The sequence below is a fragment of the Mucilaginibacter aureus genome, from assembly GCF_053514885.1.
In genome coordinates, this window is record NZ_CP170601.1 from 4,683,699 (window position 1) to 4,699,047 (window position 15,349).

Below are 15,349 nucleotides of genomic sequence, written 5' to 3' on the forward strand. Positions count from 1 at the left end.
ACAATGCTAATAAAGCAGCAAAACATTGCCAGAAAATGGGAGAAGAAAAAAGCTTTTTCATCAAAGGTTCGGGTACGTACCATCAATACGCGCAACTGCAAAATAGTGTTGCCTGTTTGTGCTAAAATAGCTAATTATAAAGCCAACATCAAATTTTCGGCTTTCTTATCAGCTTGACCAGAACCCACTGAGCGATACTCTGGTGCTGCAATCATTTTTAACTTATTTATTGACTATTTAAAAAATAGGTTGTTACTTTATGATACCATTATATAATCTTAAATCTTGTTTAAGCATTTCAGGTCATCAAACACAGGTGACGAGGCTCCTGCTTCGCTGCACCAACGTCTGGCATTGGGCGATGAGGCGGCCTTTAAGTTGTTTTTTCAAAAGCATCAGCCTAAACTTTTTGCCTATGTATATAAAGTGGTTAAATCGCGCGAAATAGCAGAAGAGCTCGTTCTGGATATTTTTTTAAAGATCTGGTCGGCAAAAGAAATATTAAGCGAGGTTGAAAATGTGGATGCCTTTTTATACCGCATGGCCGTTAATAAATCACTTGATTTTTTAAGAACCGCAGCCCGCGAAAAAAGACTCAGATCGTTGCTTATCGATCATATGCAATATGAGCCTGTAGAAGAACCATCGGCAAACGACCTGAATGAATACAAACAACGGGTTACACAGTGCCTGCAAATGCTTACCCAGCAACAGCAACTGGTACTTAATTTAAGCCGGGAAGAGGGCCTCACCCACGAGCAAATTGCCAATAAGCTAAACCTATCAAAAAACACGGTGAAAAATCACATAGTTACGGCATTAAAACATCTTCGCCTGTTTATAAAAAACGGCCAATTATCAATTTTACTTACCATAGCCTTTATTTTCGATTTTTTTCGGAGCTGATTAGTCCCCTCCTTATATTTTATCGTCATGTATGTAATTGGTCAAACCTAACCAATACACACATATGTCGAGCGCCTCCGTTTTTCGAATTACTTTTCTTTTTAAGAAGTACCTCAATGACTCATGCACCCCGGAGGAATTAGAGGAGTTTTTTGACCTGATTGCCGAAGAAAAAAACCTAGCAGAAATAAAAGGTTTATTAGAGGTACTGTGGTTAGATACCGATACACATACCAACATTAATGCTGACCCCATTCAGCAGGAAGTATTGTACGGAAAGCTACTTGCAAACATTAAAAACGACAAAAAAACTTACACCATACAAAAAACAAACTACCGGCCACTGGTTTGGTCGGTTGCTGCTGCATTAGCGATGTTTATCTGTATCGGTATCTATTTTTTTGACAATGGCAAACCAATCAAGCCCCTGCAAAATATTGCCCGTGTAAACAAGCCTAAACCGGCCCGACATGCGCGGGAGATCAGGCTGGCAGATGGCAGTATTGTTTTTCTGAATAAGAACAGCCACCTGGACTACCCTACCGTATTTAACGGAAAAACCCGCGAGGTTTATTTAACCGGTGAGGCTTATTTTGATATCAAACACGATCCTTTACACCCGTTTTTGGTACATACCGGGCAGATCACTACACGTGTTTTGGGTACGGCGTTCAATATTAAAACTGATGGAAACCTGGTACGGGTTACCGTTACCCGGGGAAAAGTACGTGTATCTACATCCAAAAGAGTTTTAGGTGTGTTATTGCCCGATCAGCAAATAAGTTATAACGAGGCCACCCGCCGTTCATCGCGCGATCTGCTAAATGCTAAATCAATTGTGCTTTGGAAAGAAACCGACCTGATTATGGATAACATGACGCTGAAAGAAGCCGCCGCTGTTTTAACCGATCGTTACGGTGTAAATATTGTACTGGCAAATAACAAAATAGAAAACTGCCGCTTTGTGGCTTCTTTTTTAAATACGACGAGTTTAGATCAGGTGATCAAGGTGTTATCACATCTCAATAACCTTAACTATAAATGGGATAATCCGAAGCAATTGACATTTTCGGGTCCCGGATGCGAGTAACAAACACATTATTAACCATTTAAATCAAAACATATGAGATATTGATACGCTAAAAAACAAAAAAAGAGCCCCGCTGCCTACGACTTCTCACATCAATTAGCAACAGGGCAAGTGTTTTAACCAATTTATTAACCGATTAAAAACAATGCAAGTTATGAAAAAAACTCTTGCGTTTAAGCACTCGTGCGTACAATCCTATGGAGACGCACGCCGATTATTAAACACTTTACAAAAAATTATGAGACTCAGTTTTATTATTCTTTTGGTATTGCTGGTTTCCGGGCAATTGCTCTTAGCTTACTCAAGCAAGGGCCAGGCGCTCGAAAAGATCAATATTGAGATAGAACTGCGTAACGCAACACTAAAATCTGCCTTAAAGCAAATTGAAAAACAAACCAATTTGCGGTTTGCTTACCGGGATAATGTACTATCACCTAATATCAGAATTAACTTTTCGACCGAAAAACTATCGGTAAAGCAGGTATTGGATGAAGTTTTTGCCAGCAGGGGCATTGGCTATAACCAGATAGACAACAACATTATTTTATACAACAACGTTGTGGCATCTACCGGCGGGCTGGCTGCTATAACCAGCGAAAAGGCAATGATACTAACCGTTACCGGGAAAGTTGTAGACGAAAAGGGAGAATCTTTACCGGGCGTTTCGGTTAAAATAAAAGGCACCAATAGCGGTGTTGCTACCGATGCTTCGGGCGATTTTAAAATTACCGTACCCAGCGGCAACACCATTCTGGTTTATTCATTTTTAGGTTATAAAACCCAGGAGCAGAATGTTAATGGTAAAACCTCTGTAAAGATAGTGATGGAGCCAACCAGCCAACTACTTGAACAAGTAGTTGTAGTGGGTTACGGCACAGTAAAAAAACGTGACCTTACCGGATCGGTTGTTTCGGTTAAAGGCGAAGAGATAACCAAAGTTGCAGCCGCAAACCCGATGGAAGCATTACAGGGTAAAGTAGCCGGCGTGGATATTGTGCGTACAAGCGGCGCTGCGGGTGCTAACGTAAGTGTAACCGTGCGTGGTAACCGCTCGTTAAACGCAAACAACGGCCCTTTGTATATCGTCGATGGTATTCAGTATTCTAATTTTGAAGATATCAATCAGAATGATATCGCTTCGATGGAGTTTTTAAAAGATGCCTCGTCAACAGCTATATACGGATCACGTGGTGCAAACGGCGTTGTTATTATTACCACAAAACGCGGTGCCGAAGGCAAAGTGAAGGTTAATGCAGGCTCGTATTACGGCGTTACAAAATTAGCCGGGTATCCAAAACCGATGACCGGTCCGCAGTATGCCAACTTAAAACGCGAAGGTTACAGAACCGCAGGAACCTGGAACTCACCTGCCGACGATCCGAAAGTGTTTACCAATGCTACCGATCTGGCCGCAGTACAAAACGGCACAACCTATTACTGGCCGGGGTATCTCCTGCACGACGGTTCGCAGCAGGATTATAATGTGAGCGCAGCAGGCGGAAGTGAAAAAACTAAAGCCTATTTTTCGATGGATTATTTTAAGGAAAAAGGTTTGTACAGCAACGATTATTCGAACAGGTACACTCTGCGCCTAAATATCGATCATCAATTGTTTACCAATTTTAAACTTGGCCTGCAAAGCCAGCTTGCATATTACGATCAAAACTTGCGTAATGATGGCGTATTAACAGTGGCTAATAAGATTATCCCCTATTTTAACCCGTATAACACTGATGGTTCATTGGCTAAATTTCCCGGTAACGGCAACCAGTCTAACCCGTTGTTTGATGATGACCCGGCGCAATTTGTTAATAAATACAATATCACTCACCTGCTTTCAACAGCTTATGCCGAATGGAAGCCTATTGCCGATTTAACTATCCGGTCAAACTTAGGTATCACCTTATCAAGCAGTCGTAACGGGGGGTTTCAAGGTGAAAATACACTAAACAGAGCGTTGTCATCTGGTTCACTGTCATCTGTAACAAATCAAACAGATAACAGCCTGGTATGGGAAAACATCATTACCTATCAAAAAAAGATACAAGATCACAACATTGGCATAACTGCAATAACAAGTTATCAGTCAAGCACTACAGATCAATCTTCGGCGCAAGGCACCGGGCAACTTTTAGCCAGCCAATCGTTTTACTCTTTACAAAGTAATCCGGCTAACTTGAAAATATCAAGTAATTATGTGGGCCAAAGCCTGGTATCAGGAGCTTTCCGCGTAAACTATGCGTTCAAGGACAAATATTTGCTAACCCTTACCGGCCGCGCGGATGGTTCGTCTGTTTTGTCGCCGGGTAACAAATGGGCATTTTTCCCGTCAGCAGCAGCGGCGTGGCGCATTGTCGACGAGTCTTTTATGAAAAATCAGAATACCTTTTCTGAACTCAAATTACGCGCCAGTTATGGTATCGCTGGTAACGCAGCAGTAAAGCCTTATTACACGCAAGGCGTTGTGGCATTGATTCCGTATGCATGGAACGATGTGACCGCTTTGGCCTATGGCTTAGACCCTACTATCGGTAATCCAAATTTAAAGTGGGAATTAACCGGAACGGTAGATATAGGGTTAGACTTTGGGATATTAAAAGACAGGGTAACAGGTAGCATTGATTATTATGATTCGCGCACACACGATCTGTTGTTACTTCAGCAACTGCCGCCAACCAGCGGGGCCAAAAACATCTTAGCCAATTTAGGCAAAACGCGCAATAATGGTATAGAGGTTGCGCTTAATACAGTCAATATTCGTACCGGTGGCTTTACCTGGACATCAAGCATTACTTATACCCATAATAATGAGCGTATCACTTATTTACCCAATGGTGTAAACGACCTGGCTAACAGCTGGTTTATAGGTCACCCGGTAGCGTCATTTTACGATTATCAGAAAGTAGGTATCTGGCAAACAGCCGAAGCCGCCCAGGCAACAAGCTATGGTTATAAACCAGGTGATATTAAAGTTGCGGATGTTGATGGCGACGGAAAGATCACCGCAGCTGGCGATCGTGTGATACTTGGCGCAGCAGTACCTAAATACAGTTTTGGTTTTAATAACGATTTTAAGTATAAAGGCTTTGATCTGAACCTCCAGATATTTGGCCGGGTAGGGCAAATGTTTATTTCGCAATATGCGTTAAAGTACGAACCTAATGCCATTGAGAACGGAGCAGTGGTAGATTACTGGACACCCGAAAATCCAACAAATGCTTATCCGCGGCCAAATGTTAACATTTCTAAAGCGTCCGAGGCATTTGCTTCTACGCTTGGGTATGCCGATGGTTCGTTTGTAAAGATCAGGAACGCCACTTTGGGATACACACTTTCGGGCAGCGCGCTTAGATCTATCCATCTGTCCAACCTGCGTATCTATGTGAGTGCTAAAAACTTTGCGACTTTTTCGAAGATAAAGGATTATGATCCTGAAGGCGCCGGATCGTTTGAGCGCCCGCTTACCAAGCTGTTTTTAGCCGGGTTAAATTTTTCGTTTTAAGGAATATTAATATGAGGTATATTATGAAAAAATTGATAACAGGCTGGGCTTTATTAGCAGTAGCCATCGTCATGGCACTTAGTGCCTGTAACAAAAAGCTCGAGGAGTATAATCCAAGTAATTTAACAGCCAGCAACGTTTATACAAAAGCTGTGGGTTTTGAAGCTTTGGTTAATGCCGCTTATAGTTACGATAGGTTTTGGTACGGTAAAGAAGAAGGTTACCAGATCAGTGAAATGGGTACCGATATATGGACCAGTGGAACCGGCGATGTATATCCGAGTTTTACCCAGTATAATAATTTACAAGGTACATCAAACTCAACAAATACAGATCCGCTCGCACTTTTATGGAACAACTTTTACGCTGCCATAAATTTATGTAACACGGGTATCTCTTCCATTGGCAATGTTACCGATTATACCGCCACCCAAAAGGCAACCCGCGAGGCCGAGCTACGTTTTTTACGGGCGTTTTATTACTGGCACATTGTTGAAACCTGGGGAGATGTACATTTTACTACTACACCTACATCGGATGTAGTAACAGAAGCTAACCGTACACCTGTTGCCAGTTTTTACGAGCAGATATTTACCGACTTAAAATTTGCAGTAGCTAACTTACCGGCAACAACCAGCGATTACGGCAGGGCCACCATTCCAGTAGCCAAAGCCTTTTTAGCACGCATGTATTTAACCCGCGGCATGAACACTGAAGCGTTTGCCATGGCCGACGACGTGATTAAAAACTACGGTTATGTATTGCAGCCTAAATATGTTGATCTGTGGAATATGGGTAACCTGAAGAATAAGGAAGTGATATGGGCCATTGATTATTCGACCACCCTGACCAATAATGACCTGACTACAGCAACATACCCATACGGGCACTCACGCGGATCGAATAATGGCCATTTGATGTTTTTACAGGTTTACGATCAGGTGAATACCAGTTTATTGATACGTGATATTAATAATGGTAGGCCGTTTAACAGGTACATGCCTACCCTGGCTTATTTAAACATGTTCGATCAGGTTAACGACTCACGTTACCTGGGTTCGTTTCAAACGGTATGGTATGCCAATAAGGCCGGTACTTACAATGGAAATAATATCAAAGTTGGCGATACAATTTGCTATACGCCCAATGCTAACATACCTGTTGCTTCGCAAAGCAGCAAATATGTAACTTACGACCTGGCTAAGGTTTATGGGGCGACTGGTGTACCCAGCCAGCGTAAATTCTATATTTCGTTATCTAAGTTTAAGGATTCGACACGCGCCAGCGTTGCCGAAGCACAAAGCGCCCGTGATGTTTTTGTGATTCGCCTGGCAGAAATGTACCTTATTGCCGCCGAAGCCAAACTCAATTTAAACGACCCTACCACGGCGGCTACCTATATCAATGTAATACGCACAAGGGCAGCAAAGCCGGGCAAAACTGCACAAATGCAGATAACCCCCGCCCAGGTTACGCTCGATTTTATTTTGGATGAAAGAGCAAGGGAATTAGGTGGCGAACAGTTACGATGGTTCGACTTAAAACGAACCGGAAAGCTCGGAAGTCGTATCCAGGCGCTTAATCCGGATGCCGCACCTTATTTTAAACCATATCACACAGTACGGCCAATACCGCAAGAGCAAATTGACGCCGTTACAAACAAAGACGTGTTTAAGCAAAATCCGGGATATAATTAAAGATGTTATTTAGAAAACAAGAATCATCTTTCTCAATTAAGAACCAAACAGGCCGTCCCAATCAGGGCGGCTTGTTTTATAAGTAGGCAGGCTCATCAATGATAACAAAATCGTTTTTTGCAGCTCCGCACGTTGGGCAGTTATAATTATTGATCAATTCAAATGCGGTTCCTGGCGCTATTCCGCTGAGTTCGTCGCCGTAAATATCATTATAAATAGTAAGGCATTGGCTGCACTGATGCACTTGTTTATGCGGCAACGTAATAAACTCCACAACTCCGGCGTCGGCCTTAGCTGTAGTGCTGCTATCCTGCAAAGCATAAAAATGATCGCATAGCTGTATCAAATATCCGCTCAGCTGCTCTCTTTTTACATTGCTTTTATAAATGGTGAATATCTTGGAATTGGGATTAAAATCACGTGTATACAAAATATCAAAGGTCCGTTTCCCTTTCTGTTTATTAATGAACACAGAACCAAACAACCCCGACTTAGGCTTTATCTTCACTGCGAAACACAAACGGTAGGTCCGGGTATCCGCTTCTTCAAACTCGCGTACCAGCTGGCGTTTGATGTCTAAACCTTCTTCACACAATTCATCTACCTGCCAGTTCAATTCGTTGGCAGCATGCCTTACATTAATACGGTAACGGTTTAATATGTTGCCCCAGTAATTTCTGTCGGCCTGATCGATACCTTTTATCACGATAGATTTCCAGGGTGTTGTATATAACTGCCCTATCCGTGTTTGCAAACACAGTTGGCAAAGATCCTTTAAAAACGCTGTCGGGAAAGTTTCGTCTCTGCGATAAATGCCCAGCCAAAGCCTATTATTACCATAACGGTTAAAGCCTTCGTAAAACGGCAAATGAAAATCGGGTAATTGTAATTGCTGCGTATGCGGCTGCAATACAAAATGAGCCTTTTTACTAATAGCCTTGTGTAATATATCACCATCAATAAGCGGCTGATCATAATATAAACTGCGATGGCTCAGTATTTCGGCTTCTATCAGCTTACTGATCCCCGGTATATCATCCGAATAAACCAGCGAGGGCCAGCAATACAAAATATTAGTTTTGGGGAACCGCACATACAGGTACCAATAATTGCTCACTTCCGACGAGATGAAATTGATATTGCCTGTAAAAAATGGCACGAAGGTTTGTGAGTTATCAACCAGGTTTATTTTTAAACGGGGCTCGTAATTAAACAGGTCAATAATATCTTTATAAACACCTTCCTTTAGCCAATGCGCATTGTAAATAATATCTTCGGTAACGTACGAACTGATGATGTTAGGATGATCTTCCCGGTCAACCTCGTAATTAAAATCGGATATCAGCAGGTCGTTCTTTAACTCTTCCAACTCTGTAGCAGCAACCGAAAAAAGCAATTGCTGGCGGTTGCCAAAGCGCACGGTTTCAACCCCAACATTTTGCACAATGGTTAAAATATCAAGCAGTTCGCCTGCCGGCACAATGCCGCCCGGAAGGTTGATCTTGATCATGTAAGTATCCTGCTCTTTCATACCGCTACCTGTAATTTAGTGGCCTCTGTTATACTGTCCAATATCCTTTTCACCTCCGGCCTGCACGATCCGCAGCCTGTACCCGCCCCCGTTGCGGCGCAAAGTTGTTTCAGATCGGTACAGCCTTCGTTTATTTTATTGCTGATGTTACCCTCGCCCACATTATTGCAGCTGCAAACCAGCTTGCCAATAACCGGCTCAGCCTTTTTACCGCTTCGCAATAAGGTGATACGTTTTTCGCTGAGCTCAATTTTGTTGGCTATCAGTTCCCTGAACTCCTGGAACTCGCTTTTATCCCCGATAAGGATAGTACCTACCAACCTATCCTGGTGGATAATACATTTTTTATAATAACGTTTGGCTTTATCGATGAACACGATCTCTTCATAGGTCTTATCGTCCGGGCATTCGGGTATGCCGATGCTGCACAGGTCAAAACCATGGATCTTGATGATATTCATAAACAGGCTACCCTGGTAGTAGCTGGCAATATCTCCGTTTAAAAATTTAGCCACTACGGCAGCCTGCTGCTCGGCAGCGGCGGTAATACCATATAGGGTGCCATCAAACTCGGCTATTTCGCCAATAGCAAAAATGGCGGGATCACTGGTTTGCAGGCGCTCGTTAACCACTACACCCCGTTTACAATCCAGTCCGCAATCTTTAGCCAGTTCAAGATTGGGCGTAGTGCCTATAGCAAGTATCATCGCATCGCAGTTAATACGTGTACCGCTTTTTAAGCCTATGCCGGTAAGCTTATCGCGACCATAATACAATTGCACTTCATCATCATAATAAATATCGCAACCCTGGTCTATCATCTCTTCATGCAAAAGCTGACTACCCAAAGCATCCAGCTGCCGATTTAAAAACCGCGATGTACGCTGAATAACGGTGATCTTCATACCTATCTCGCGTAATGAGGCCGCCATTTCCAAACCTAACAAACCGCCGCCTACAATAACCACGTGACCGTTTGCCGGAACGTGGTTTTTAAAATTGTCGGCATCGGTACGGCTGCGCATAGCAAATATGCCAGGCAATTTGGGCACGTTTTTAGGGATGGCGGCGCGGCTGCCCGTTGCCATGATCATTACATCATACTCAGTTTTAATACCACGTGAGTCTATCACAAATTTACCTTCGCGATCTACTTTTTCAATACTTACCCCACGCAGCAATTTTATCTTATACTCCGGCTCCTCTTCATCAGTCATTTTAACCAGTTGCTCCCAGCGTTGTTCACCACTGATGTAATCGGGCAGCATTACCCGGTTGTAAAACGGAAAATCTTCTTTACTGAATATCGTGATCTCATCGTTAGGGTTTATTTCGCGGTATGATCTTACAAAACCGTAAGCACCTGCGCCTGCGCCAACCACCACGATCCGCTGAAAAGGTTTTTTAAATTTCAGCACCTTTACCGCGCAAAATTTAAAATCAGGTTCTTTTGATACCGGGTCAACCATATCGTTGGTGACGTTATTGGCCCGGTTCAGATCGTTACCCAAGATCTTACCCCAATGCATCGGCAAAAACACTACACCCTGTTTTATTGCGGCGCTAATTTTAGCCTTAACATGCACCTCTCCCCTGCGCGATCGTATCACTGCTACCTCGCCATCGGCAATATTTAACTCTTCCGCATCCGCGGGATGAATTTCTAAAAAAGCCTGTTTAATGTGTTGATTGAGCTTATTTACCTTGCCCGTTTTAGCCATAGTATGCCACTGATCGCGAATACGACCGGTAGTAAGGATAAAGGGGAAATGATCATCCGGTTTTTCGCTGGTATTGTCATCCGGCACAGCATGGATAATGGCTTTACGCGACGGGGTATAAAATTGCTTGTCAGTAAACAAACGCGCCGTGCCCTTAGATATGGGCGCATCTGGCTCATCCAATCTAACTACTTTTCCCTTTATTATGGTGGTTTTTATTTCCTTTTTGGGATACGGCCATTGTACGGTTTTAGCTTTTTTAAGTATATCGTAACTCAAACCACTCACATCGATATTGGTACCTTCAGTTAGCCGGGTATGCTCGGCGTAAATTTCGGCCGGGCTTTCAAAATCAAAACCCTGATACCCCATCTTCCGCGCAAAGCGGCAGATGATCTCGGCATCGGGTAAACATTCGCCGGGGGCGTCAACTATCTTATTCAAATAGCTCACCCTCCGCTCGGAGTTGGTCATGGTGCCTTCTTTTTCGGCCCAGGTTGCGGCGGGTAATATCACATCGGCATACCGTAAAGTTTCGGGCTTGTTGCTGATATCCTGCACCACTACAAACTTCGCTTTCTTTAAACCTTCTTCGGCAAACCGGGCATTGGGCAAGCTGGTTAACGGATTGGTACATACAATCCAGATAGCCTTTAAACGATCGTCATTTAAAGCTTCGAACATTTCTGTTGCGGTTAAGCCCGCATGCTCAGATATCGTAGTGCCGCCCCAAAAGCGCTGTACTTCCTCACGGTGTACCGGATTTTTCATATCACGGTGTGCCGGCAGCAAATTAGCCAGGCCGCCAACCTCACGGCCGCCCATAGCATTTGGCTGTCCCGTTAACGAGAATGGCCCCGACCCGGGTTTACCGATATGCCCGGTGATGAGATTGAGGTTGATCAAACTCAGATTTTTGTTCACTCCAACCGAGCTCTGGTTGAGCCCCATCGTCCACATCGAAATGAAGCCCTTGGCATTGCCAATATACTGCGCCGCCAAACGAATGTCGCTTTCATCCACACCGCATATTAATGCAGCTTCGGCAATAGTTCTTTTAAAAACCAGCTCCTGGTAGTTTTCAAAGCCTTCGGCATGGTTTGCTATAAAATCCAGGTCGATATCACCGTTTTCAATAATCACCCGCCCAATAGCATGATTCAAAGTAATATCGGTACCCGGATTGAGCTGCAGGTGCAGATCAGCAATAGAACAGGTATCCGTTACGCGCGGATCGACAACAATAATTTTTACGTTGGGATTGGCCGCTCTGTGCGCCTCAACCCTGCGCCATAAAATAGGGTGACACCATGCCGGGTTAGCCCCGGTTACGTAAAAACAATCGGCAATCTCAATATCATCATAACAAATAGGCACGCTGTCTTCGCCCAGGGCCATTTTGTAGGCGGCAACCGCGCTGCTCATACACAGCCGCGAATTAGTATCCATATTATTACTGCCAATAAAGCCTTTAATGAGTTTATTGATCACATAATACTCCTCGGTTAAACATTGCCCCGAAGCATAAAAGGCCACAGAATCCGGGCCGTATTTATCAATAAAAGTTTTAAATACCGCTGCAGTGCGTTCAAAAGCCTGATCCCAGGTTACGCGCTGCAACGGCATACTTTTGCTGTATCGCATTTGCGGGTAAAGCAGGCGATCGCTTTTATCGTTAACGGTATGGTGCAGGTTGAGGCCCTTGCTGCAAAGCATCCCCATATTTACCGGGTGGTTCTTGTCGCCTTCCAGCGATATACTGCCATTTTTTTCTTTATGGACAACCACGCCACAGCCTACCCCGCAATAACAGCAGGTAGTGGTAAATTGATCGGTATATTGCTTTCGGGCCGCCATTTATATTTTATTGAACAACAGCCTCAATTTCAACTATATTGGTGCCTACCTCTTCGCCTACCGGAAATACTTTGTAAAACCGGGTAACAAAAACAACAACCGATACAGCTATCACAACAAAGCCGATATAGGTAAATGCCTGCGCATAAGTTATGGTTGATGATTTGAATAAAAACCCGAACAGCATCCCGCCAAGGTTACCGCCCGCACCTACAATACCGCTGATTAAGCCTACATTTTTTGTATTGATAAATGGCACAATACCATAGGTAGCGCCATTTGACATTTTGAGGAACAGCGCGAACGTTAACATAGACACGATAGCGAATACAAATGAACCAGCCTGTGCAAAAAGGATAAGGCCCAGGCCCTCCAGCAATAGCACTCCGGCCAGTAACAGCCCTTTACCGCGCATACCAAATTTGCCACCTACCTTATCGGATACTATACCTCCCAACGCACGGGCAAAAATGTTCATGAAACCGAATATACCTGCCCAAAAACCAGCGTTAGCCTGTGTTAAATGAAAACTATCTACAAAATGCAGCGAGGCCACGTTATCAAACGTTAGCTCCATACCGAAACAGCAGGCATAAGCCAGGGTTAATGCCCAAACGCGCCAGTCGGCCAATACACTCCAGTCAGTCTTTTTGCCGGCTGCCTTAGCCTGACCGGTTTCGGCGAAATTTCCGGCGGGAGTATCCTTAGTGTATTTATGGTATAAAAAGGCTATCACCAGCATCATTACTCCCGGAACGATCATGGCATAGCGCCAGGCTTCGGCTTTGGTATAGCCAAACCCAACAATAGCTGCAAATATTAAAGGCATCACCATATTGGTTACGCCGCCGCCCAGGTTACCCCAGCCGCCGGTTACCGCATTTGCTGTACCTTTTATTTTAGCGCCAAACATTTGCGAGGTATGGTATTGTGTGATCACGAATGAGGCCCCGATAACCCCAATTGCCAGCCTGAACATCAGGAAAGTGGCATAACTATGGGACAGGCCTACCAAAAACACGGGTACCGATCCTACAATCAATAATCTCACGGCGGTTTTGCGCGGCCCCCAAACATCACACAGTTTACCAATCATCAGGCGGGCGATAATGGTTGATGTTACCGAAGCGATAATTAAATTACCTACCTGCCCTTTGGTTAAGCCCAGTTCGGCACGTATGGTGGGCATTAACGGCGCCAGGCCAAACCAGCCAAAAAAGCAAACAAAAAACATGAGCCAGGTAATGTGAAAGGTTTTCATTTGTACACCTTTCAAACTAAATATATTGAGCTTATCAAGCGGTTTTAATGTCGTATCCATAATCGTATCTTTTAAAATGTGATTGAATAATTAATGTTATTTAGCCGGGTTTTTATATAAAAAATCGGGTGTAAATTTGAACATGATGTAAGCCCAGTTGGCCGTTTTATCAAAGGTGGCTGCAACGGCATCGGTAGTAGCTTGCCCTTTTGCAAAAGGCATACTATCGGTAGCGCTCATTAGCGAATAGCCGAACTCGATATTGGTAAACTTATTCATAGCATAACTTAGCTGAAGGTCGCCTTCGTTACCGAGGTGCTTGTCGACTACCGTTCCATTGGCCTTCTTCATGTTGTTATTGAGAGAAAAATAATGCAGGTCGAGCCCGGCCGAAAACACACCGGCAGCATATTTTATTTTAAAATATGGGTTGTTTAGCCCACCCACGGGCGAGCCGCTGCCTGCGTAGAAGTAATCCATGTATCCCCAAAACTTGTGAGGTGTACCATAAAGCGGATCAAAACGATTGTCTTTACCTGATGGATTTACAGCATCGTTACCCGATAAAACATCATAACCAGGTGTGAAGCTAAAATTGCCCTTTTGATAGGTTAAAGCAATGGTGTAGTGATAGGCATCCAGACCGATATTATCGCGATCGGTGCCTGATTGATGGTAATAAGCCGCCTGTATAGAAAATTTGCCGATATCAGATAGCTTACCAAAAGCGGTATTGATCATTAATCCGTAAGTATACCGGTGTACCGGCGAATAATCATAGGTATCGGTAGCACTCGCTGCAACAAACCTGCGGCCATAAACATAGCCCTCAGCAACGCTGCCTACCGAATCAATACGGTATTTACCGAAGTTATCATTGAAAAAGAGTGCCGAAAATTTAGTTTGATCTATCCTTTTACTGATATATAAACTGGTAAATGATTTATAGTTCTGCGTGGCGCCATTGGTATTGGGTGGGTTAACATAAACCGGCGTACCTGTTTTAGCGCTGTTATTAGCAGCACTGCCACCTGCTGCCAAAGGCACCAAACCGGCAGGCGTGGATACAAGCACACCTAATGAGTTTTTCACCGTTACCGGGATGTTGCCTGGCACATAATAAGTATTGGTTACACCTACAGCATCAGTATTTTGATTATAGGCATAACCCAGCTCTGCCTGCCAGCCGTGGTGCAAAGCTTTAAGCAATGCCATATCGTGCGTGCGGCCCTGTTGCAGCCAATCCAGATTGCCAATAAGGCTTTGATCATCGTAAATCAATTCTTGCCGGCCTATTTTTAGGGTGAGCAAATCAACCAGTTTAAAGCCAAGGGTTTTATCGGTTTTATCGGCCAGTGTTAACTCGGCCCAGCCTTCGTGCAGCATGAAGCGGTTATCTGTAGCGGATATGGTAGAAGCATCAGCTCCCCATACCCTAATATCTTGTACGGTAAGGCCAAAGTTTAACCTATCCCATTTGTAGCCAAAAAGCAGGCGAGTACGCTGGGATATAAAATCTGCGTTTTTTGAATCATTTAAAACAAGATTGCCGTAACCATCACGGTTTTCGGCCCTGGTGCGAAGCTGGCCCGTTAGTGTGATTTGAGCCTGGCACACAAACGAATACGAGGTGGCAAAAATTATAATAATTGCAAAACCCCTGAAATGTTTAGGGACATTTTTATACATTTGATAAGTTTTAGAGTTTGTTAAAGCACTGAACTATTTTGCCCGCGGGGAATGCGACCTCCCTGCGGGTTTTTTGTTTTGATGTTAAAGCCTGA

At 43.9% G+C, this 15,349-nt stretch carries 9 protein-coding genes; 5 read left to right on the forward strand and 4 right to left on the reverse strand.

Annotation, left to right across the window (positions count from 1 at the left end):
• Positions 1-3: 3 nt before the first annotated feature.
• The 5 genes from ACFGVR_RS20090 (at position 4) to ACFGVR_RS20110 (ending at position 7,195) form a co-directional block, all read left to right on the forward strand.
• Positions 4-177, forward strand: coding sequence for a hypothetical protein (locus ACFGVR_RS20090; RefSeq protein ID WP_448699278.1), 174 nt, complete (start codon positions 4-6; stop codon positions 175-177).
• Positions 178-285: 108 nt separating this feature from the next.
• Positions 286-906 carry an RNA polymerase sigma-70 factor gene (locus ACFGVR_RS20095; protein WP_448699279.1) on the forward strand — a complete coding sequence of 207 codons (621 nt, stop codon included), beginning with the start codon at positions 286-288 and terminating at the stop codon, positions 904-906.
• Positions 907-970: 64 nt separating this feature from the next.
• On the forward strand, positions 971-1,996 hold the full coding sequence (locus tag ACFGVR_RS20100; RefSeq protein ID WP_448699280.1) for a FecR family protein: 1,026 nt from the start codon (positions 971-973) through the stop codon (positions 1,994-1,996).
• A 238-nt stretch (positions 1,997-2,234) separates the two neighbouring features.
• Entirely contained in the window at positions 2,235-5,498 is a 3,264-nt protein-coding gene (locus tag ACFGVR_RS20105; RefSeq protein WP_448699282.1) for a SusC/RagA family TonB-linked outer membrane protein, read from the forward strand.
• A 23-nt stretch (positions 5,499-5,521) separates the two neighbouring features.
• Positions 5,522-7,195: a RagB/SusD family nutrient uptake outer membrane protein gene (locus ACFGVR_RS20110; RefSeq protein ID WP_448699284.1), complete on the forward strand. Its 1,674-nt coding sequence runs from the start codon at positions 5,522-5,524 to the stop codon at positions 7,193-7,195.
• 76 nt (positions 7,196-7,271) lie between these two features.
• On the opposite strand, the gene ACFGVR_RS20115 is transcribed toward ACFGVR_RS20110, so the two are convergent.
• The 4 genes from ACFGVR_RS20115 to ACFGVR_RS20130 are packed head-to-tail and all read right to left on the reverse strand — an operon-like array spanning position 7,272 to position 15,254.
• Positions 7,272-8,726, reverse strand: a complete 1,455-nt coding sequence (locus ACFGVR_RS20115) for a rubredoxin (RefSeq protein WP_448699286.1) — start codon at positions 8,724-8,726, stop codon at positions 7,272-7,274.
• Positions 8,723-12,304 (reverse strand): molybdopterin-dependent oxidoreductase, encoded by a 3,582-nt coding sequence (locus ACFGVR_RS20120; protein WP_448699287.1) that lies wholly within the window; start codon positions 12,302-12,304, stop codon positions 8,723-8,725. Before ACFGVR_RS20120 ends, ACFGVR_RS20115 begins: the two co-directional genes overlap by 4 nt.
• A 7-nt stretch (positions 12,305-12,311) precedes the next feature.
• Positions 12,312-13,625 (reverse strand): MFS transporter, encoded by a 1,314-nt coding sequence (locus tag ACFGVR_RS20125; protein WP_448699288.1) that lies wholly within the window; start codon positions 13,623-13,625, stop codon positions 12,312-12,314.
• Between the two features lie 36 nt (positions 13,626-13,661).
• On the reverse strand, positions 13,662-15,254 hold the full coding sequence (locus tag ACFGVR_RS20130; protein ID WP_448699289.1) for an alginate export family protein: 1,593 nt from the start codon (positions 15,252-15,254) through the stop codon (positions 13,662-13,664).
• Between the last annotated feature and the right edge of the window lie 95 nt (positions 15,255-15,349).

Excerpts from the sequence above, each read along its gene's own strand:
- ACFGVR_RS20130 (WP_448699289.1), bottom strand. The coding sequence starts at position 15,254 with ATGTATAAAAATGTCCCTAAACATTTCAGGGGTTTTGCAATTATTATA.
- ACFGVR_RS20110 (WP_448699284.1), top strand. The coding sequence starts at position 5,522 with ATGAAAAAATTGATAACAGGCTGGGCTTTATTAGCAGTAGCCATCGTC.
- ACFGVR_RS20090 (WP_448699278.1), top strand. The coding sequence starts at position 4 with ATGCTAATAAAGCAGCAAAACATTGCCAGAAAATGGGAGAAGAAAAAA.
- ACFGVR_RS20115 (WP_448699286.1), bottom strand. The coding sequence starts at position 8,726 with ATGAAAGAGCAGGATACTTACATGATCAAGATCAACCTTCCGGGCGGC.
- ACFGVR_RS20120 (WP_448699287.1), bottom strand. The coding sequence starts at position 12,304 with ATGGCGGCCCGAAAGCAATATACCGATCAATTTACCACTACCTGCTGT.
- ACFGVR_RS20100 (WP_448699280.1), top strand. The coding sequence starts at position 971 with ATGTCGAGCGCCTCCGTTTTTCGAATTACTTTTCTTTTTAAGAAGTAC.
- ACFGVR_RS20125 (WP_448699288.1), bottom strand. The coding sequence starts at position 13,625 with ATGGATACGACATTAAAACCGCTTGATAAGCTCAATATATTTAGTTTG.
- ACFGVR_RS20105 (WP_448699282.1), top strand. The coding sequence starts at position 2,235 with ATGAGACTCAGTTTTATTATTCTTTTGGTATTGCTGGTTTCCGGGCAA.